This is a genomic window from Natronogracilivirga saccharolytica (genome assembly GCF_017921895.1).
In the GTDB taxonomy this organism is placed as follows: Bacteria; Bacteroidota; Rhodothermia; order Balneolales; family Natronogracilivirgulaceae; genus Natronogracilivirga; species Natronogracilivirga saccharolytica.
Genome location: NZ_JAFIDN010000016.1, coordinates 13,797 through 33,101 on the forward strand (window position 1 = coordinate 13,797; position 19,305 = coordinate 33,101).

14 protein-coding genes are annotated in these 19,305 nt (G+C 45.1%); 7 read left to right on the forward strand and 7 right to left on the reverse strand.

Annotation, left to right across the window (positions count from 1 at the left end):
* Nucleotides 1-8: 8 nt before the first annotated feature.
* The 7 genes from NATSA_RS14445 (at nt 9) to NATSA_RS14475 (ending at nt 9,484) form a co-directional block, all read left to right on the forward strand.
* Complete coding sequence (locus tag NATSA_RS14445) at nt 9-2,591, forward strand: T9SS type A sorting domain-containing protein (protein ID WP_210513325.1); 2,583 nt, start codon at nt 9-11, stop codon at nt 2,589-2,591.
* A 151-nt stretch (nt 2,592-2,742) separates the two neighbouring features.
* Nucleotides 2,743-3,573, forward strand: coding sequence for a 5-dehydro-4-deoxy-D-glucuronate isomerase (kduI, locus tag NATSA_RS14450; protein WP_210513326.1), 831 nt, complete (start codon nt 2,743-2,745; stop codon nt 3,571-3,573).
* Between the two features lie 180 nt (nt 3,574-3,753).
* Nucleotides 3,754-4,518 (forward strand): SDR family NAD(P)-dependent oxidoreductase, encoded by a 765-nt coding sequence (locus NATSA_RS14455; RefSeq protein ID WP_210513327.1) that lies wholly within the window; start codon nt 3,754-3,756, stop codon nt 4,516-4,518.
* A gap of 155 nt (nt 4,519-4,673) precedes the next feature.
* Nucleotides 4,674-5,912, forward strand: a complete 1,239-nt coding sequence (locus NATSA_RS14460) for a glycoside hydrolase family 88 protein (protein ID WP_419539900.1) — start codon at nt 4,674-4,676, stop codon at nt 5,910-5,912.
* Between the two features lie 267 nt (nt 5,913-6,179).
* Entirely contained in the window at nt 6,180-7,430 is a 1,251-nt protein-coding gene (locus NATSA_RS14465) for an IS110 family RNA-guided transposase (protein WP_473763447.1), read from the forward strand.
* A 190-nt stretch (nt 7,431-7,620) separates the two neighbouring features.
* Nucleotides 7,621-8,091 carry a GlcG/HbpS family heme-binding protein gene (locus NATSA_RS14470; RefSeq protein ID WP_210513330.1) on the forward strand — a complete coding sequence of 157 codons (471 nt, stop codon included), beginning with the start codon at nt 7,621-7,623 and terminating at the stop codon, nt 8,089-8,091.
* A gap of 55 nt (nt 8,092-8,146) precedes the next feature.
* Nucleotides 8,147-9,484 carry an enolase C-terminal domain-like protein gene (locus NATSA_RS14475; RefSeq protein ID WP_210513331.1) on the forward strand — a complete coding sequence of 446 codons (1,338 nt, stop codon included), beginning with the start codon at nt 8,147-8,149 and terminating at the stop codon, nt 9,482-9,484.
* Nucleotides 9,485-9,514: 30 nt separating this feature from the next.
* Here the strand turns inward: NATSA_RS14475 and NATSA_RS14480 are convergent, their stop codons facing one another.
* From NATSA_RS14480 to tkt, 7 genes are all read right to left on the reverse strand, one after another.
* Nucleotides 9,515-10,882 carry an Nramp family divalent metal transporter gene (locus NATSA_RS14480; RefSeq protein WP_210513332.1) on the reverse strand — a complete coding sequence of 456 codons (1,368 nt, stop codon included), beginning with the start codon at nt 10,880-10,882 and terminating at the stop codon, nt 9,515-9,517.
* Nucleotides 10,882-11,940 carry a dihydrodipicolinate synthase family protein gene (locus NATSA_RS14485; RefSeq protein ID WP_210513333.1) on the reverse strand — a complete coding sequence of 353 codons (1,059 nt, stop codon included), beginning with the start codon at nt 11,938-11,940 and terminating at the stop codon, nt 10,882-10,884. The genes NATSA_RS14480 and NATSA_RS14485 overlap by 1 nt, the downstream gene beginning before the upstream one ends.
* 8 nt (nt 11,941-11,948) lie before the next feature.
* The gene (locus NATSA_RS14490; protein ID WP_210513334.1) at nt 11,949-12,965 is read right to left on the reverse strand and encodes an NAD-dependent epimerase/dehydratase family protein; all 1,017 of its coding nucleotides are present in this window, start codon (nt 12,963-12,965) and stop codon (nt 11,949-11,951) included.
* Between the two features lie 121 nt (nt 12,966-13,086).
* Nucleotides 13,087-14,298: a glycoside hydrolase family 88 protein gene (locus NATSA_RS14495; RefSeq protein WP_210513335.1), complete on the reverse strand. Its 1,212-nt coding sequence runs from the start codon at nt 14,296-14,298 to the stop codon at nt 13,087-13,089.
* Nucleotides 14,299-14,517: 219 nt separating this feature from the next.
* The gene (gene uxuA, locus NATSA_RS14500) at nt 14,518-15,711 is read right to left on the reverse strand and encodes a mannonate dehydratase (RefSeq protein ID WP_210513336.1); all 1,194 of its coding nucleotides are present in this window, start codon (nt 15,709-15,711) and stop codon (nt 14,518-14,520) included.
* Between the two features lie 3 nt (nt 15,712-15,714).
* Nucleotides 15,715-17,121 carry an NADP-dependent phosphogluconate dehydrogenase gene (gndA, locus tag NATSA_RS14505; protein WP_210513337.1) on the reverse strand — a complete coding sequence of 469 codons (1,407 nt, stop codon included), beginning with the start codon at nt 17,119-17,121 and terminating at the stop codon, nt 15,715-15,717.
* Nucleotides 17,122-17,278: 157 nt separating this feature from the next.
* Nucleotides 17,279-19,288, reverse strand: coding sequence for a transketolase (gene tkt / locus NATSA_RS14510; RefSeq protein WP_210513338.1), 2,010 nt, complete (start codon nt 19,286-19,288; stop codon nt 17,279-17,281).
* Nucleotides 19,289-19,305 lie beyond the last annotated feature (17 nt).

A 19,305-nucleotide genomic window follows, 5' to 3' on the forward strand; every position in this document is an offset into this window, starting at 1 on the left:
CACTAAATATGTATTTTAAAAACAATTTACCGGAAATGCCGGAGGGTTACATTCCTGTTTGTAATTACCTTGCAGTTTTATTAATACTTGCCTTTATATTTCCAACTTTGCTATTTGCTGGTAATTCAGATATCTCCGTCAGCAGAGAAAGTATTTCACCTGCCAACGGCACATGGAATTCATCCATAATTTATCATGGTGATGACGGCCATTTGATCTATCACTCCGATGAAGATGGTAACCGCATCCCTGATTTCAGTCATGCAGGGTATCGTGGTGGAGGCGTGGATTTGCCGGAAGTACAGGTAGTAAAAACATTGGATCCCTCAGATTCCGGAGATGACACCGAACAAATACAGCAAGCACTTGACGAAGTTGGTCAAATGGGAAAAGATGAAAATGGGCACAGGGGGGCTTTGTTGTTAAACCCTGGTACATACCACATTTCTGATCGAATAATAATTCGTGACAGCGGAGTGGTGTTACGTGGGTCCGGTGATGGTGATGATCCTTCTTCCAACTCCATCGTCTATGCTGACAAAGACATAGGTAATATTTCCATTCAGATTGGAAGTGGTAATGTAGACTGGCTTATTGCACAAGGCTCACCTTTGACAGAAATAAGCACAGAGATGGTATTGGTTGGCTCAAGAACATTTGAAGTTGAAAATGCGGATGGCTTTAATGTTGGTGATGATATCATTATTTGGCACCAGGCCACGAATGAATGGGTAGAGGCTGTTGACTATGGAGGCCTTCCGCTCTCAGAGCCGGACCCCTGGGAAGCAGGTCAAAATAGCCTTCATATCCAAATGAAACGAGAAATCGTTGGCATGGAAAACAATGTCATTGCCGTCGATGTCCCCGTCTATAATCATCTTGATCGTAAACTCTCCCAAGTTCAGGTCTTCAAACCTGATTTCAGTGAACTGGTAACCGAGTCGGGGGTAGAGGATTTTCGACTTGTACTGGAGAGTGAGGGACCTGAATCCGATGATCATGGGTTACATGCTATTATTTTTGATGGTGTTGAGGACAGCTGGGCTGATGGCGTAACGGTGATGCAGTTCAGACTTTTCGGATTTTCAACAACCAATTCAAGTTTTGTTACCATACAGAATTCACGCGCACTGGATCCCCATTCACCTATCGCCGGCTCCAGGCGTTACAATTTTAATGTCAGTGCTCGTTCAAATAATATTTTCTTTTCAGGAAACAAGGCAACGGAAGGAAGGCATTGTTTTGTTTCCAACGGTACGGCTTCTGCTTCCGGTGCTGTCTTCCATAACAGTGTATCCTATGGAGCTAACGGGGCTTCTGAAGGCCACCGGCACTGGAGTCAGGGAATGCTGTTCGATAATCTTGAATTCAGAGAGACAAACAGAGAAAGAGTTGTTGGTTTATATAATCGTGGAAATTGGGGTACAAGACACGGCTGGAGTGCGGCTCACTCTGTCGTGTGGCATACAGATCCGGGAAATAACAACTACATGGTTGTTCAGCAACCTCCCACAGCACAAAACTACGGCATCGCAAATCGTGGGTATGTGACGGGTGATGGACCCTGGGAAGGTCCCGATGGACATATTGAAGGTACAGGTGAGACTCCTGAAATCATGTCATTGTATGAAGCCCAGCTCGAAGAGCGCCTTGCACATGGAACGCCTCCCGATACTCCCGGTCCGCTAAAAGTGACACCGGTTGATGACAATGAAAACCTGAAGCTTGAGTGGTCCTTTCTCGGATTGACCGAAATGGACATTGTAATTGAACGATCAGTAAATCAGGGTGACTTCGAGGTATTGGAAGTCGTAAGCTCTGATGTGTCTGCCTATACCGATGAAGACACAGGAGAAAATGAGTATCGGTATCGTATTGCAGCAGAGGATCAGGGACGAATGTCAGCCTGGTCAAATCAAAGCGGCTTCAATATGAAACTGTCGGATTTTATACTGAGAGATCCGCAAAGCGGGTCGCATGAGACTGTTACTGACGACCCTGACAAAAAGTTGAGTTTGTGGTGGAATGAAGTTGAAAGCGATTTTGATATTACATATACCTGGTATTTGGATCGTGCAAATGGGGATTTTTCGGATGCCCTTTTGGAAAAAGAAATTGATATTCAACTTGTCGAAGTTCCCCATAGCGTCATTTACCAAAAGTTGAGTGAAAAAGGAGTGGATATCGACTCGACATTCCACGGACAATGGACGGTAAAGGCCACTGGTGGGCCATTGGAAGTCTGGGCTGAGAAACCCTTTGAGATCTTTATTCAACGTGACGGAACTGATACCCAAAGTTCAGAGGAAAGGGATAAAGCCCATCCGGAAAGCGTTGAGCTTCATCAAAATTATCCCAACCCGTTTAATCCCACTACAATTATCAGGTTTGAATTACCTCATACCGAGCAGGTTCGTCTTGAAGTATTCGACGTGTCAGGGAGGAAGATATCAACTCTTCTGGATGAAACTGTTTCAGCGGGAATGCATGAGGTTACTTTCGACGCCTCTGGTTTATCATCTGGTATGTATCTGTACAAGATGCAAACCAATAATTTTTTGCAAACCAGACAAATGATGTTTATCAAATAAAAAAAAGTTGACAAGTAATTTATATGGGTATTATTATACAAAGCTAAAGTAACGTGTGTGTTAAGATTTATAGTTTAATATTATAAAGTAAAAGGCAAACAAAAGATAGGAAGTTCTATCTGTTTAATTAAAAAAACAAAAAGTATACAATATGGAAATCAGGCATTCTGTTGGAAAAAGAGAAGTAAAAAATATGAAATCGCAAGATCTTAGAGATCATTTTCTGGTCGAAGATCTAATGAAGGATAATAAGATTCAAATGGTTTATAGCCATTATGATCGAATAATAATTGGAGGAGCTGTTTCTGACGGTAAGGAGCTAGAGCTTGAAACATCAGATGAGTTGAAATCCGACTATTTTCTTGAAAGAAGGGAGTTGGGTATTATTCTCATATCAGGTGAAGGCCTGGTAACAGTTGACGGTGAAAAGTATACATTGGAAGAAAAAGAGTGTCTGTATGTCGGCCGGGGAAAAAAATCTGTTGTTTTCAGCGGTAGAGGCAAGAACGAAAAAGCCAAATTCTACTTCACCTCAACTCCTGCCCACACCGAGTATCCTGTAGCAAAGATGGGTTTATCAGAAGCTGAGTCACAGTACATGGGATCCGCTGAGCGATCTAATGAACGAACAATTAATAAATACATACATCCGGATGGTATCAAAAGTTGCCAGCTCATGATGGGATTTACTGTGCTAAAAAAAGGAAGTATTTGGAATACCATGCCTCCACATCTCCATGAAAGAAGAATGGAAGCCTATTTTTACTGCGATCTTCCAGAAGATGACCGTATATGGCACTTTATGGGGGAATTCGAAGAAACAAGACATATGTTGGTCGCTAATAATCAGGCCATCATTTCCCCACCATGGTCAATACATTCCGGAGCTGGTACCAGTAACTATTGTTTTGTTTGGGCAATGGCAGGTGAAAATCAAAGTTTTTCGGATATGGACGCTGTGCCATTGGACAAACTGAAATAGAAAAGGAATTCTTGTGTTTTAAAATGTTCGATTGATGTTGTCACGAGCAATGTCATGGCCATTTATAACGATATGATGTGCATATATGTCATTGCTATAGTTCTTCCATCGGACATTTTATGACACTTTTCATGAATAATTTTATTCTTAATAAAACCTATATAGAAAAGCGTAAGTAATATGATTGAGAAATTGTTTTCACTCGAAGAAAAAACGGCATTAGTCACCGGAGCCAGCAGGGGGCTTGGGCAAGCCATGGCTATTGCTCTTGCAGATGCGGGAGCCAATGTAATTTGTGCGGGTTCACGTCCAGGTAGCGCTGATGAAACGGCCGGGATAATAGAAAAAAAAGGACGAAAAAGCTGGTCTGTATTTGGAGATCTGTCTTCTTCTTCAGAAGTAGAAAAATTGGCCGAAGATGCAAATTCATGTAGCAGGACTATCGATATTCTGGTAAATAATGCAGGCACCATTGAACGTTTCCCGGCAGCGGAATATCCAACGGAAGCCTGGGAGAGAGTCATACAGACAAACCTCAATTCTGTCTATTTTCTGAGCCGTTATTTTGGTGCAAAGATGATTGAAAGAAAGCAGGGAAAAATTGTCAATACAGCATCTTTACTCTCCTTTTCAGGTGGTATTACCGTACCTTCATATGCCGCATCAAAACATGCTGTCGCCGGACTTACCAAAGCACTTGCCAATGAATGGGCTGTTAAGAATATTCAGGTCAATGCGATTGCTCCTGGATATTTTAAAACCGATAACACTCAGGCGTTGCAGAATAACAAAGAACGATTTGCTGAAATTTCTGCCAGAATTCCGGCAAGCCGCTGGGGTATTCCGGAAGACTTAAGCGGAGCAGTTATATTCCTGAGCTCAAAGGCCTCTGATTACGTAAATGGCCATATCTTAACGGTAGATGGTGGGTGGATGGCGAGATAGAGGTGCATTTTTTAAAGCATTGAATGCAAGTTCCGTGCTTTTTTAAATGATGGGCAAGCTGTAGGGAAAGATTATCAACTCTGATAAATCAACATTTAAATATTTTTTCAATACAGTGTTTATTGAGAAAAAAACATTCACTTAATATCAAAAAAATGGCTTTTAAAATTAACTCAGTTAGTAAGTATTTTCTTAGTAGTGCCTGCTGCTTTCTGACTGCCCTTGTATTTTTGAGCATTTCATGCTCACCCAATGAAGAAAATGAAAATCTGAGCAGCAGGATATTTGATTTTTCTGATCAACAGTTAAGGTACATGATAGAGGAGTTGAATGAGGCCATTCAAGAGGATCCGGAGGGGAAAAAAGTAAGTCCGAGATCTGTAAGAGATGGAGAAATGTTTGTAGTACCCTCGTCGGACTGGACCAGCGGTTTCTTGCCGGGTATGCTTTGGATGATGTATGAATATCACGGCGACGAATACTGGATGGAAAAGGCTGTTGAACGAACAGCTCCGATAGAGCGTGAAAAGCTGAATGATGGAACACATGATATGGGCTTCAAGGTCTTCAATAGTTTCGGCCAGGGTTACAGACATACAAATGACGAAGAATATTACGATATCATCATTGAAGCTTCCAATACGTTGATCACACGTTACAATGAAACAGTTGGCGCCATTCGTTCCTGGGATTTTAACAGAGACCGGTGGGATTTTCCTGTTATTATAGACAATATGATGAATTTGGAAATGTTGTTTTGGGCTAGCGAAGTGACTGGTGATAAAAAGTACTTTGATATTGCAAAACAACACGCCTGGACTACCTATGAAGAGCACTTCAGAGATGATTACGGCTCTTACCATGTTGTTGACTTTGATACAACCACTGGTGAGTCAAGAAAGAAAATCACTCATCAGGGAACTGCTGACGAATCAGCCTGGGCCCGGGGACAGGCCTGGGGATTGTACGGCTTCGTTATGACGTACCGGTATACCGAAACTCCCGAGTTTCTCGAATTGGCTGAGGAGATAGCGGATTATATGTTATATCATCCCAATATGCCTGAGGATCTGGTGCCGTTTTGGGATTATGATGCTCCGGGAATACCTGATGCTGCCAGGGATGCCTCTGCAGCTGCAATAATGGCATCAGCTCTTTATGAACTTAGTGAAAAAGTCCCGGAAAAACAGGAATATTACCGGGAGACAGCCGATCAGGTTCTGGATAATCTGTACAGTAACTATCGTTCGCAACCCATAGGCAGTAATCACGGTTTTTTATTGGACAGCAGTACAGGTCATCATCCACATGGATATGAAATAGATACACCACTTATTTATGCGGACTACTACTTGCTTGAAGCAGCATTGAGAAAAAAAAGCTTAAGGGAATAAATTCCATTTCAGGCAGAAATGACTTTAGACAGTTGTGACTACCCGGAAGAAAACCAATCAAATTTTTAAATTAGATTATAATTATGCAATGTTCATGACCGGGCCGGCGTCCAGATGCACAGGCGTATGATTAAATACGGTCATGGCATTACATGTGACGATATACATCCAAACATTTAATCACATGAAATATTCATGCCGGAAGTATCTTTCGACACACAGGGGTATGATTATAAAGCCGAAACCACCACTTCAGCCATTGCGACTATGGAAAACCAACAGCCCAGTATAGCCTTTGAGCAGGTCATTGAGCGTGGATGTGGCATCGATATCCACAAGGAAGTTTTGGTGGCCACGATACGTGGCCGTGGCATCAAAGAACAAACGCGTTCTTTTGATACGTTCACCGGATCTTTGGAGCGGTTGCGCGACTGGCTCAAGCAACATGGGATTACCCATATAGCCATGGAAAGTACCACTGTGTACTGGAAGCCGGTCTACAATATTCTGGAGGAGGACTTTGAGATCTTGCTGGTCAATGCCCGGCACATCAAAAACGTACCGGGCCAGAAGACCGACAAAAAGGACAGCCGGTGGATCACCAAGCTGTTGTTAAGCGGATTGTTGAAAGGCAGCTTTGTCCCGCCCGGGCATATCCGCCAGCTTCGGGATCTGACGCGCTACAAACGCAAGGTCATCGAACAGATCTCCTCGGAAAAGAACCGGGTGCACAAGGTGCTGGAGGATGCCAACATCAAACTCTCGAGTGTGGTGAGCAATCTCAGCGGGGTAACGGCCGCCAAGATCATCGATGCGATGATGGACGGGCAGGAAGATGTGGCCGAGTTGGTCAAACTGCGTCACGGCAAGATGCACAGCAGTCCGCAGAAGCTGGCCGCCTCGCTGCAGGGCCGCCTTACCGATCACCACCGGTTTATGCTGCGGACCTACAAAGAGTCCATAGAAAGCAAGAAAGCGATCATAGCAAAGCTGGATGAACAAATAGACCGACAACTGGCGGAAAGTGAACTGGTGCTCGACGCGGAGTTACTGGCTACCATCCCGGGAGTAGGCAAAGAAGCCGCGGCCTACATCCTTGCCGAAATAGGCGATAATATGGAGCAGTTTCCCGATGAGCAGCATTTGAGCAGCTGGGCGGGGATGTCGCCGGGCAGCAATGAGTCGGCCGGTAAAAAAAAAAGCACACGAATAACCCATGGCGATAAATACCTGAAGATTCTGCTGGTCCAGTGCGCCTGGGCGGCAACGCGAACCAAAAACACGTATCTGCGAAGTAAATATGAGAGTCTGGTAGGAAGAAGAGGCAAAAAAAGAGCTTTGGTAGCCGTAGGACGCAAGATCCTGATTGCCGCCTACTTCATCCTCAAAGACAAGCAGGCCTACAAGGAACTTGGACCCATGTACTTGCAGCAACGAAACAAAAACCGAAAAATAGACCGGCACCTCAAACAACTTGAGGAACTGGGTGTACAAGTGGAAATCAAAGATGTTGCCTAAAGGTCGTTTTTTACTGGAGGTTGAAATATCCATGAGTAGTTTGCTCAAGGAAACCCCGTAGATGAAATTGACTTCAATGCCAAGGACACAGGACTATTGCCGCGAGCATGCACATGAAAATTTACCTTCCTGGCATTCAGCAACAAAAACTAACAGATTGAAAGACAACTAATTGCATAATTATAAACACATGAAAAAAAAATGGTTACTGACATTGATAGTCTTTTTAATTGTCACAACCGGTATTCAGGCAGAATCTTATAATACCCGTTCACTGACATTGGAAGAGGCCAGGGTAATTTTAAATGCTGCGGAAGAGCGGGCAGAACAGGATGAATGGACTGTAGCTATCGCCATTGTCGATGCCGGTGGACATTTGCTGAGTTTTAGCCGTTTGCCAGGTACACAAATTGCAAGTATTGATGTAGCAATCGAGAAAGCAGTAACCTCGGTATATTACGAAAGACCAACAAAGGCTTTTCAGAATGGAGTTGCAGATGGTAATATGTCATTACTGTCATTGCCTCATTTCAGTGCTTTTGAAGGCGGCGTTCCGATAATTGTCGATGATGAGATTATTGGTGCGATAGGTGTGAGTGGGGTGACACCTGAACAGGATGGTATTATTGCAAATGCCGGGGCGGAGGCTTTGGATCGGTAATTGCTCCATCAGTTGCAAAAATCCGATTTCTGATGGCATGTATCAGGTCCGGATCTTGGTCAACCAAATTGTATATAATTACGCCGAAAACGTTTCCGCCCTGATGTCAATATCAATTACCGATACCTATTGCGAGTTTGAACGAGAGCCATTGGCCAACCCTTTCGGTTTTAAAGGAGGATATTTAAAAGAAATCTGGCAGACCGCAGTATTGCTGAAGTCCGATGATCAACTATCCGGCATAGGACTTGGGTGCCAGAGTGTGCTATGGTCTGATCGGAGAATCTTTGTTTCTGCATCTGAGAGCGGTGGCAACAGTCTCATGTTTGCGATAACGGATAAAGCACTTCAATTGGCAAAGGGCCGATCTTTTGACACTCCTATAGACCTTTTGAATCAGTTGTTCCCGGAAGTCTATGCCTACGCACAAGGTATAACCGGTTTGCCGGATCTCAACATGACGTTTGTTATGAATGCTCTTGTAGCAATAGATAATGCAGCATGGATTTTATATGCCAAACATCACGGGATTAAAAATTTTGATGAATTGATCCCCGAGAAATATCGCCCGGCGCTTTCGTATCGTCATGATCAAGTGGCTTGTGTTCCTATTGCTTCATATGGCATGTCCATACACGATATTAAACAACTTGTGAACCGACAGGGGTATTTTGTACTTAAAATCAAGATCGGGTCACCAGGTGGTCAGCAAGAAATGCTTGAAAACGACAAAAAGCGATTTGAACAGATCCATCAGGCTATTGGAGAAACCAAATCACAATACACCAAAAACGGACTGATACCCTATTATTTGGATATCAACGGCAGGTACGAGAGCAAGGAGCTTCTGAAACAATTTCTGGATCATGCCGAAAAAATCGGGGCAATGAATCAGATCTTTTTGTTGGAAGAGCCGTTCCCGGAAGAGTACACAGCGCATGTAGATGACCTGGGTATTACCATCGTCGCCGATGAAAGCGCGCATACGGCTGATAATGTAAAAGAACGGATTGAAATGGGATATGGAGCCATGGCCCTGAAACCCATTGTCAAAACGTTGAGCATGACATTTGAAATGGCGAAAATCGCTTATGAGTACAATACTCCTTGTTTTTGTGCTGACCTTACCGTCAATCCGGTATTGGTGGATTGGAACAAAAATGTCGCTGCCCGACTAACAACAATCCCGGGAATCAATACCGGTCTTCTGGAAACCAACGGTCATCAAAACTATAAATACTGGAAGGAAATGCTCGATTATCATCCTGACCCCGATGCATCATGGGTACAGTCCCGAAATGGAGTATTCAATCTTGACAAATCATTTTATAAAAAAAGTGGCGGAATTTTCGAGGATTTACCTCACTACCGATCCATTTTGATGCCCCAATAGTTGTGGACATGGAATAGAATGCCGGATCAATCATGTAAACAAGAGATTAAACATGATACTGACGGCAATTATTACCACAGCTACTGTCCCAATGTACAATACCAATTTCATCCAGAACGGTATAGCATAAGATCCGTTCAATTCTCTTCGTGTAACCAGATAGACCATGGCGAGGACAAGAACGGGTAATCCGAGCACCGTCAGTGCCTGGGCAAATGTAATCACAATTTCCGGAGCTGTACCTCCTGAAACCAGGGCTATAGTCATCCCGAGAAGCAGTACACCAGCGGTAAACATACGCGTGGATTGCTGGTCTATTCGTCCCCCTTGCCCCAGTCCGTCCGCCAGCAAAGTGCCTCCGATCATCGCATTGATCATAAACGAAGAAAATGCACCTGCAAAAAGGCCGAGGCTGAACAGTATTACCGCAGTCGGACCAAAGAGCGGTTCAAGTTGACGTGCGATTTCTACTGCAGATCCGAAGGTCATTCGTTCCTCCGGGTTGTGCAGAACCACAGCAGCCGTGGTCATGATAATTGCAGATATAAGACCGAGGAGACCGATGCCCAATAGTGAATCGGTCATACCGCTTTTTACATCCCGAATGCTCCATCCCTTTTCCTTCACAAGATAGGATTGATAGAACACACCGGCCATGGAAACGGTGGTTCCCAAAAACCCGACTACAAGTGTCCAGTTCAGCGGAGGCTGCCCGGATGCAGCTGCCGGAATAGAGGGAATCAGTCCGCGGCCGATTTCCTGAAGAGCCGGTTGGGCGTATACCAGATTTGCGATAAACCCGACCAGCATAACCAAAACCAGAGCGATCATTAGTTTTTCCATAGGCGGGTACAGGCGCTTGAATCCAAACAAAACGGCCAGAATAAAGCCATTAAGGATCACTAATATCACCAGGCTTGTCCCACCACCGCGTATTTCATTCGCCGGCTGTCCGAAAATCATTTCAAGAATGGGATCGACGGCAAATAAAATGGCCGCGTTGTTTGCAGTTTGAAAACTGGTTGTAATCAGAAATACAATCAAACCCGTAAAAGCGGCTGCAGGCCTCCCAAGCCGGTGTGCTAGCTCTTCCAGGAGGGTGCGGTCATAAATGACCCCCAACCTGCCGGCCAATATAACCAGGCATATCATCAATACTGTGGTTAACAAAGGTACCCAAAGCAAGGCAAACCCGAACTCTACACCGATTGCAGATGACAGATAAATGCTTCCCGGCCCCAGGACAACAGACGCCACAATGATAGCGGGGCCCAGTGATCGGTACCATCCGAAAAAGCCGTTAATATTTTTTGTGGAAGCCGGTGTGGTCGGTGAAGTTCCGGTCCCGGGATCAATGGAGCTGGAACCGGAACGTGAAGGATCGTTTTTTTGGCTCATTACCCAAGAAACTCATCAAGATGTTTTCTGACAAAATCATCGTCCTGCATGTGCGGATAATTTCTGTATATTCGGTCAATTTCCTCCTTTTGCCCCGGTGACAACGTTTCACACGAATCCAGGCACCATATCCCTTCCAATAGCCCCTGCCTTCGTAAAACTTCGTGAATACCCGCAATACAGCCTTTGAAGTTATTTGCGACATCGAAAACCGCGGCATTGGCATCGGTGATTTCTGCAGCTAATGTGAGATATTCTGCCGGAATGTTATCATGGGGAATATTGCGAAGTTCTTCAAATAGTTGCGAAACTTTTGAAGTCCAGATCGCCCAGTGTCCTAAAAGTCCACCTGCAAACCGTTTTTCCACGATTCGACCGTCGATATTAAACCGGAAGGTAGTCAGCAGATCAACAAGAATGTTATCGTCATTGCCTGTGTATAGTGCGATATCTTCATTTCTTTCCGATTCGGCAACGGCACGAATGACGTCCTGTGTCTGATAGCGATTAAACGGAGCAACTTTTATGGCATATACCCCCGGTATTTGTATAAATTCTTTCCAGAATGAGTAGCTGAGTACTCGACCGCCTACGGCCGGTTGCAGATAAAAGCCGAATACAGGAATGTTGAGCGCGACTTTTTTTGCCCTTTCAAGCAAGTCGGCTTCTGTGAAATGCTGCAGGCCGCCCATCGACAGCAATCCCATATGATAACCGTATTGGACAGCAAGTTCAGCTTCCCTGACAGCCTGGTCGGTTTCTCCGCATATTCCAGCTATTTTTAGTAAGAGACGGTCATTTACGGCATCCATTTCTTCCGCTGCCAGTCTCAGTACCGGTTCCAGCAGATTAACGTCCTTGTCCCGTATTTCGAATTGTGTTGTATGGACACCTACAGCCAATCCGCCGGCACCTGAAGCGATGTAGTACCGCGTCAGTGCCCTCTGACGCCTCTCATTCAATGATCGATCCGGGTTTATTGCCAGCGGGTGGGCAGGAATTATCATTCCGCGGATCAGGTGCTGTTTAATTGTTTTTTCAAGTTCCGGATATTTCATAGCCAGATTCAGAATTTGCCTTCTCTTTGTTGAAAATGTGTGGGTTTGTCGAGTGTATCCCGGTCATGTCGAACCCAATCGGTTGTCCATTCAATCATTTGCTGCAATGTTACCCCGGGGTATCCGAACATGCGGTGCGCTTTTGAGGCATTACTCAACAGCGCTGTGGGTTCCTCTTCATTCAGAAATTTTGGGGGGGTATCCATGAGCGCTCCAAACTGATGCGCCAGCCAGCGGATAGAAATGGTTTCGGGTCCGGTTACATTCAGAACAGTTGGAGGCACATTGCAGTGTTTCAGGCACCGCAAGGCTATTTCGTTAGCATCACCCTGCCAGATAACATTTGCATACCCGGTTTTTAGATCGATAGGCTCCTCATTGTAAACGGACCGGGCAACTTCAAGAAGAACCCCGTATCGAAGGTCTATGGCATAATTCAGACGGTACATCAATACAGGGGTGTTGCAGGTTTTGGAAAAATACTCAAAAACCCTTTCACGTCCCAGGCAGGACTGTGCATATTCACCTACAGGCCCGGTCGGACCTGTTTCCATAGAACCACCGGTGCTGACGTGAACCAGCGGATACACATTTCCGGTAGAAAAAACGACAATATTTGAGTTTCGATATTTTTCAGCTACCCGACCAGGCAGATAACTGTTCATAACCCAGGCGTAATGCTCATTGCCGCTTGTTCCGAACTTGGTTCCGACCAGATAGATGACATATTTTACATCAGGCAATGCCTGGAGTTCTTTTTCTTTGAGGATGTCAGCCGTTATAGTCACTATACCCTGGCTTTCCAGTTCTTTTTTGTGCGACTTGTCTGAAAAACGGGAAACACCATACACTTTCTTATTGGATCCGTTTTGCTGAAATGTGCGCTGAGCCAAAGCTGCCAGGCTGGGACCCATTTTACCTCCCACACCAAGTATCATCACATCTCCGTCAAGATCGGCAAGATCCTGCAGCAGCCGGTCCGATGGTTCGGATAGTTTTTTATCTAATTCTTCGATCGTGTTCATGAGTAAAGTAGTATCTCTTCAATTTAAATGTCTGGATTAATATCGTCAGATGTAGTTTCATTATCCTTTACTTTCTTTTACTCATTTTTCCGATGCAACTATTTTCCAGGTAGGAAAATTATCAACTGCAGAAATCCGGATACTTCTTTTGCAAAGCCTCTTCACGAAGCAACGCTTCAACGAAGTAGTAATCTGCGTATATGATCGGTTGATCAACTTCTCCGCCTTCATCACGGTTTCTGTTACCAACCGAATGCCAGAGGATCGCCACATTGGATCCGTCAGACCGATAGTTGTTTACTAAAGAATTAAGTATGTTCACGGCTTTTTCACGATAAAACTCTCTGTCGACAGGCTCCGTAACCAATTCTGAAAGTTCAAGCATTGCTGATGCGGCTATGGCAGCGGCTGAAGCATCCTTTTCTTCATCGGGTATGTTGGGTGCGTCAAAATCCCAATAGGGAACCAGGTCATCCGGCAGTTCCTTGATGAACTTGTCAGCAAGCATCCGGGCGGTGTCCTTGAATTCATCCATTCCGGTTTCCCGGTACGTCATGGTAAAACCATATATCCCCCAAGCCTGACCACGCGCCCACATGGATTCATCAAATGCACCCTGATGTGTGACAGCCTCCTCGAAATCTCCGGTTTCCTTATTGAACAGAGCAACATGGTAAGTGGATGAGTTGGAACGAATATTGTGTTCAGCAGTATGTCTCGCATGATTGATTGCCGCTTCGCGATAGGATGTATCTTCGGTGGTACTTGATGCCCAGAATAGATACTCCAAATTGATCATGTTGTCGACAATGGTGTTGTGCCTGCCATCGTAGCGTTCAATTGCAAATGGCCAGCTTAAAATGGTTCCGACTGTTGGATTGTAAAGCGACATGAGTAGGCCAGCACCGTCAACCAGAATCGGATGATAATCTTCGTTACCAGTCAGGCGCAAACCATTTCCAAAACTGTTATACATCATGAATCCCAGATCATGGTTTATGTTTTCCCAACGTCTGAGCGGTTCCAGTTTCATGTTCCAGTGATGTGCATGTTCCCTCCACTTTTCCTCTTCAGTGGATTCGTAAGCATACCATAACAGACCAGGCCAGAATCCGCTGGTCCATCCATGTATGCCGGTCGTATTCCAGCCCTTCTCACCGGGAGGAATATTTCTTGGAATCTGATCCTCGTCAGCATCCAGAAGATCAAGCGCCTGATCCATCTGTTCAACTGAAAAATCAAGCCATTTCTCCGTGTCCAGACATGTTCTGTTTTCCGTCGTACAGGAGGTCAAAAAAAAAGTGGCTATAAGCAAAAAAATAGTGTATTTCATAGGCTTAAATGTTTGTACTTATGTCGAATATGTAATTTCATGAGCGTATGTAATCCTGTGCCTGTGTGTCCGGGTACTGGCCCGGTAATGGCCATAATGCTTCACGACCTTCGGCTCATGTGTTTCAAATTATCGAGGTTAATTATCTACCCTAAGTTACATTGAGGAGTGTCGGATATGGTAACATAAGCAAACTATGTCGCTATTCTCATCCGGCTTCTATTTATGCAAAGATATCGCAGTTCTGATTCCCATTTCAACACCACGTATTACAGCCAGTCCGCGCAGGCGTCCGAGATAGGAATACCCCGGCGGAGAATCAATTTTCATATCATTCATAATGTTTTGTCCGTGATCGGGGCGAAAAGGTATTCGAATGTCCGTTCGTCCGGCAGATTTGCGTCGCTGCTGCTCCATGATAAGCTCATAGATGATGTGTTCCATTTGGATATCACCTTTAATATGAAGCGCCTCGTGGAAGGAGCGTCCTTTTTCTCTAGTCACATTCCTCAGATGCAGAAAATGAAACCGGTGACCGAGTCGTTGAACCATGCCGGCCAGGTCATTTTCTGGCAGTACGCCATATGATCCTGTACAGAATGTAAGTCCATTAGATGGAGAGTTGACATTTTCCACCAAAGCTTTGGCATCGGCCTCTGTACTGACAACCCTTGGTAGCCCAAACAATGAGAAAGGGGGGTCGTCAGGGTGAATGGCCATTCGTACACCCGCTTCTTCTGCAACCGGTACAACTTCATTCAGGAAATCCCTGAGGTTGCTTCTCAGGTCGTCAGATGAAATATTGAGGTATGTCTCCAGAATGGCCTGAAACTCTTTTAACGTGTAACCCGCCTCTGATCCCGGAAGTCCAGCCAGGATATTTGAAGTTAATTTGGCAATGCCTTTTTTATCCAGCTTTTTGAAATAAGATTCAGCATCTTGAATGATTACATCAGTGTAATCCGATTCAGCATTCGAGCGTTTCAAAATAAACAGATCGAATGCAGCAAGGGCCGCCTCATCAAACCGAAGCGTAGTGTAACCGGCAGGGTATTGATGCTCCATATCCGTACGGGTCCAGTCAAGAACCGGCATAAAGTTATAGCACAAAACAGGAATACCACATTCCCCCATATTGCGAATGGAAGCCTTAAAATTATCAATATAGGTTTTGTATTTTCCGGTTCTGCGCTTGATATCTTCATGAACCGGAATACTTTCAACTACCGACCAATGTAACCCTGATCTTTGTATAAGATCTTTGGTCTTTTTGATTTCCTCTATTGTCCATACAGCACCTGTAGGTAAATGGTGCAATGCAGTAACTATACCGCTGACATCAGCCTGCCGGATTGCATCCAGCGTGATGCTGTCATTGGGACCGAACCACCTCCAGGTTTTTTCAAATTTCATAGATTATTCCCATTCCGTGTGAAACACACCATCCTTGTCTTTACGCTGGTAGGTATGTGCTCCAAAAAAGTCCCGTTGAGCCTGAATCAAATTGGCACCCAGCTGCTCCCGCCGATAGGAATCAAAAAAGCTCAGTGCTGAAGCGAGTCCGGGCACAGGTATGCCGGATTCCATTGCTTTAGTCAGGGTTTTCCTCCAGGCAGGTTGTGAATTCTCCAATGACTTTCTTAATTGCGGGTCAAGAAGAAGGTTATCCAAATCCGGGAGTGATTTAAAAGCATGCTGTATTTTGTCCAGCAACCGGGCGCGGATAATACATCCTCCTCTCCATATTCTGGCAATTTCAGCAGGATTCAAGTCCCATTCATATTCACGGCTTGCTTCGCGCATCAGGAAAAAGCCCTGGGCATAGGAACAAATTTTTGATGCACTGAGTGCATCCCTCACGTCATATTTAAAAGATTTTGAATTGCCGTTATGTTGCAGTGGTGGTCCTGTAAGTATACTGGATGCTTTTACCCGCTCTTCTTTGAATGATGAGATAATTCTTGCAAATACGGCCTCAGCTATGGTTGGGATCGGCACTCCCAGGTCAAGAGCTAATTGTACTGTCCACTTGCCGGTTCCTTTTTGGCCGGCCGCATCCAGTATCATGTCTATAAGTGGTTTTCCGGTATCGGGATCATTTTTTTTGAATATTTCAGCCGTGATCTCGATAAGATATGACTCCAGGTCACCTTTGTTCCACTCCGAGAAGGTTTTGTGAAGATCTGAAGCATCCATACCCAAAACTTGCTCCAGGATCATATATGCCTCCGTTATCAACTGCATGTCACTGTATTCGATGCCATTATGGACTGCCTTGACAAAATGTCCCGCACCGCCCGGACCGATATACGTGCAGCAGGGCTCGCCATTTACATTAGCCGCAACGCCATTCAGTATCTGTTCCACTAACTTGTAACCCTCTCTGGAACCACCCGGCATGAGTGACGGGCCATTCAGTGCTCCTTTCGCTCCGCCACTTACACCCATGCCGATATAATGAATACCATGTTTCTCAAGCTTCATTTCTCGTTTTTCGGTGTCCCGAAAATCCGAGTTTCCTCCATCGATGAGTACATCACCCTTGTCAAGATATGGCAAAAGTGCGTCAATCGTCTGATCCACCGGAGATCCGGCTTTGATCATCATCCAGATTTTCCGCGGCCGTTTCAGCGTATTTACCAATTCCTCCAGAGAGTACGCAGGTACTATACTCTTGCCCTGTGCCTTGGAGTTTATGAAATCTTCGGTCATTTCCTTTTCCAGGTTGTAAACAGCAACCGAAAAGCCTCTGGACTCAATATTCAAACTTATATTTTCGCCCATTACAGCCAGGCCAATCACTCCAATCTCTTTTTTTTCCATAGCGTTATTATCTGTTCATGCAAATTAAACAATGGTTGTAACTAGATAAAAATTAATTGAATTAACCGGTTAATCAAACATTTTAAAATATATCGGAGCTCTTTTCCAAAGCTCCGATATATTATTGTTGCTCAGTTTTAAGTAATAATGATCAGTCTTAACCTCCAGATTTCTGCAAATTAAGTGCTTTTTCTACTACCTTATCAGCGGTAAAGCCGAGCGCCTGCATAGCGTCATTTACTTTCGCTGACACACCAAATCGTTCCAGGGAAACATGAACTCCGTTAATTCCTGTATATTTCTGCCATCCGTAGGATACACCAGCCTCAACAGCAATGCGTCCGGTGATTTGGGGCGGCAGCACAGAATTACGGTACTCATCTGACTGGTTATCGAAAACTTCAAAACAGGCCATGTTAACCACACGGGCGGATATACCTTGCTCAAGAAGTTTTTCACGGGCCTCGAGCGCTAGCTGAACTTCCGAACCTGTTGCAATAATAATCATGTCGTCTTGTTCTCCTCCGGCGAGTACATATCCACCCTTGAGAACGCCGTCAGCAGGTGCATATTTATTACGGTCGATTATGGGCAATCCCTGACGTGTTAAAGCAAGTACTGTCGGACCATCGGTACGTTCCAGGGCCATCTGCCAGGCCAGGGCCGTTTCGTTGGCATCAGCCGGACGAATAACATGTATGTTCGGCATAGCCCGAAGTGAAGAAAGGTGTTCAACAGGCTGATGCGTGGGACCGTCTTCTCCCAGACCAATACTGTCATGAGTGAAAACATAAATAACCGGTGCTTTCATCATTGCTGCCAGCCGCAGACTTGCACGCATGTAATCGGAAAAGATCAGGAAGGTCCCGCCATATGGTCGAAGATGTGACAATGCCATCCCGTTCATGATGGCTCCCATGCTGTGTTCACGCACACCATAACGGATGTATCGCCCAAGGCGATTTTTGGCTGAATGGTCTTCGTGATAGCTTACTCGTGTATTATTGGAAGGAGTGAGGTCAGCTGATCCGCCGATAATCTGAGGACTTTCTTTAACGATATGCTCAAGAGTCGTGCCGGATGCCTTGCGAGTCGCCATTTTCCCGTCATCGGGAGAAAACTTAGGCAAAACGGACTTCCAGTCAATATTCAGCTTGCCCTCTTCAAGTTCTTTGAACTCACTGTATAATTCGGGGTAACGGGTGGCATATTCACTGAGCAGCTCTTTCCATTCGTTTTCAAGCTGCGAGCCTACATCAATGGCCTGGCGGAAATGAGTCCGTGCTTCTTCCGGAATGAAAAAATCCTTGTCCGGATCAAAACCGTAGGCCTCTTTTGTTTTACGTACTTCATCTTCACCGAGGGCAGCTCCATGAGAGGCGGCCGTATCCTGCTTATTCGGACTGCCGTAACCAATGTTCGTTTTTGTTACGATGAGAGAAGGTCGGCCTTCGTTGTCTGTCCGGCATCGGGAAAGCGCAGATTCTATGGATGCAAGATCATTTCCGTCAGCATGCACAACGTTCCATCCGTACGCTTCATAACGTTTGCCGACATCTTCGGAAAACGATAGGTCTGTCTCACCATCAATGGAAATGCTGTTGTCGTCATAAAAATAAATGATGTTGTCAAGACGAAGATGTCCGGCCAGTGAGGCCGCTTCGCTTTGCACACCTTCCATGATATCTCCGTCACTGACAATACCATATATGGTGTAGTCGATAACCGCAAATCCTTCCCGGTTGAAATATGCTGCAAGGTATTTCTGGGCAAGTGCCATTCCGACACCATTTCCGAAACCCTGGCCGAGCGGACCAGTTGTGGTTTCCACTCCCAGATCCGGTTCATATTCGGGATGACCGGGGGTCATGCTGTTCAGCTGCCGGAACTGCTTTATCTCTTCGAGCGGCAGGTTATAACCAGTCAAGTGCAGCAGAGAGTAGAGCAACATGGAACCGTGTCCGGCGGAAAGCACAAACCGGTCGCGATTGATCCACTGCGGATTTTCGGGACTATGTCTCAGGTGTTTGGTCCACAATTGATAAGCCAGGGGTGCCGTGCCCATGGGCATGCCCGGGTGTCCGGCTTTAGCCTTTTCAACAGCGTCTATGGACAGCGTTCGAATAGTATTAATGCAAAGGGTGTCAAGGTCTGTTTTTTTATTCATTCGCTATAAAATTCTGT

What these genes read in the sequence shown, in the direction of transcription:
- NATSA_RS14445 (WP_210513325.1), top strand. Translation starts at nt 9, where the DNA reads ATGTATTTTAAAAACAATTTACCGGAAATGCCGGAGGGTTACATTCCT.
- kduI (WP_210513326.1), top strand. Translation starts at nt 2,743, where the DNA reads ATGGAAATCAGGCATTCTGTTGGAAAAAGAGAAGTAAAAAATATGAAA.
- NATSA_RS14455 (WP_210513327.1), top strand. Translation starts at nt 3,754, where the DNA reads ATGATTGAGAAATTGTTTTCACTCGAAGAAAAAACGGCATTAGTCACC.
- NATSA_RS14460 (WP_419539900.1), top strand. Translation starts at nt 4,674, where the DNA reads ATGGCTTTTAAAATTAACTCAGTTAGTAAGTATTTTCTTAGTAGTGCC.
- NATSA_RS14465 (WP_473763447.1), top strand. Translation starts at nt 6,180, where the DNA reads ATGGAAAACCAACAGCCCAGTATAGCCTTTGAGCAGGTCATTGAGCGT.
- NATSA_RS14470 (WP_210513330.1), top strand. Translation starts at nt 7,621, where the DNA reads ATGAAAAAAAAATGGTTACTGACATTGATAGTCTTTTTAATTGTCACA.
- NATSA_RS14480 (WP_210513332.1), bottom strand. Translation starts at nt 10,882, where the DNA reads ATGAGCCAAAAAAACGATCCTTCACGTTCCGGTTCCAGCTCCATTGAT.
- NATSA_RS14485 (WP_210513333.1), bottom strand. Translation starts at nt 11,940, where the DNA reads ATGAAATATCCGGAACTTGAAAAAACAATTAAACAGCACCTGATCCGC.
- NATSA_RS14490 (WP_210513334.1), bottom strand. Translation starts at nt 12,965, where the DNA reads ATGAACACGATCGAAGAATTAGATAAAAAACTATCCGAACCATCGGAC.
- NATSA_RS14495 (WP_210513335.1), bottom strand. Translation starts at nt 14,298, where the DNA reads ATGAAATACACTATTTTTTTGCTTATAGCCACTTTTTTTTTGACCTCC.
- uxuA (WP_210513336.1), bottom strand. Translation starts at nt 15,711, where the DNA reads ATGAAATTTGAAAAAACCTGGAGGTGGTTCGGTCCCAATGACAGCATC.
- gndA (WP_210513337.1), bottom strand. Translation starts at nt 17,121, where the DNA reads ATGGAAAAAAAAGAGATTGGAGTGATTGGCCTGGCTGTAATGGGCGAA.
- tkt (WP_210513338.1), bottom strand. Translation starts at nt 19,288, where the DNA reads ATGAATAAAAAAACAGACCTTGACACCCTTTGCATTAATACTATTCGA.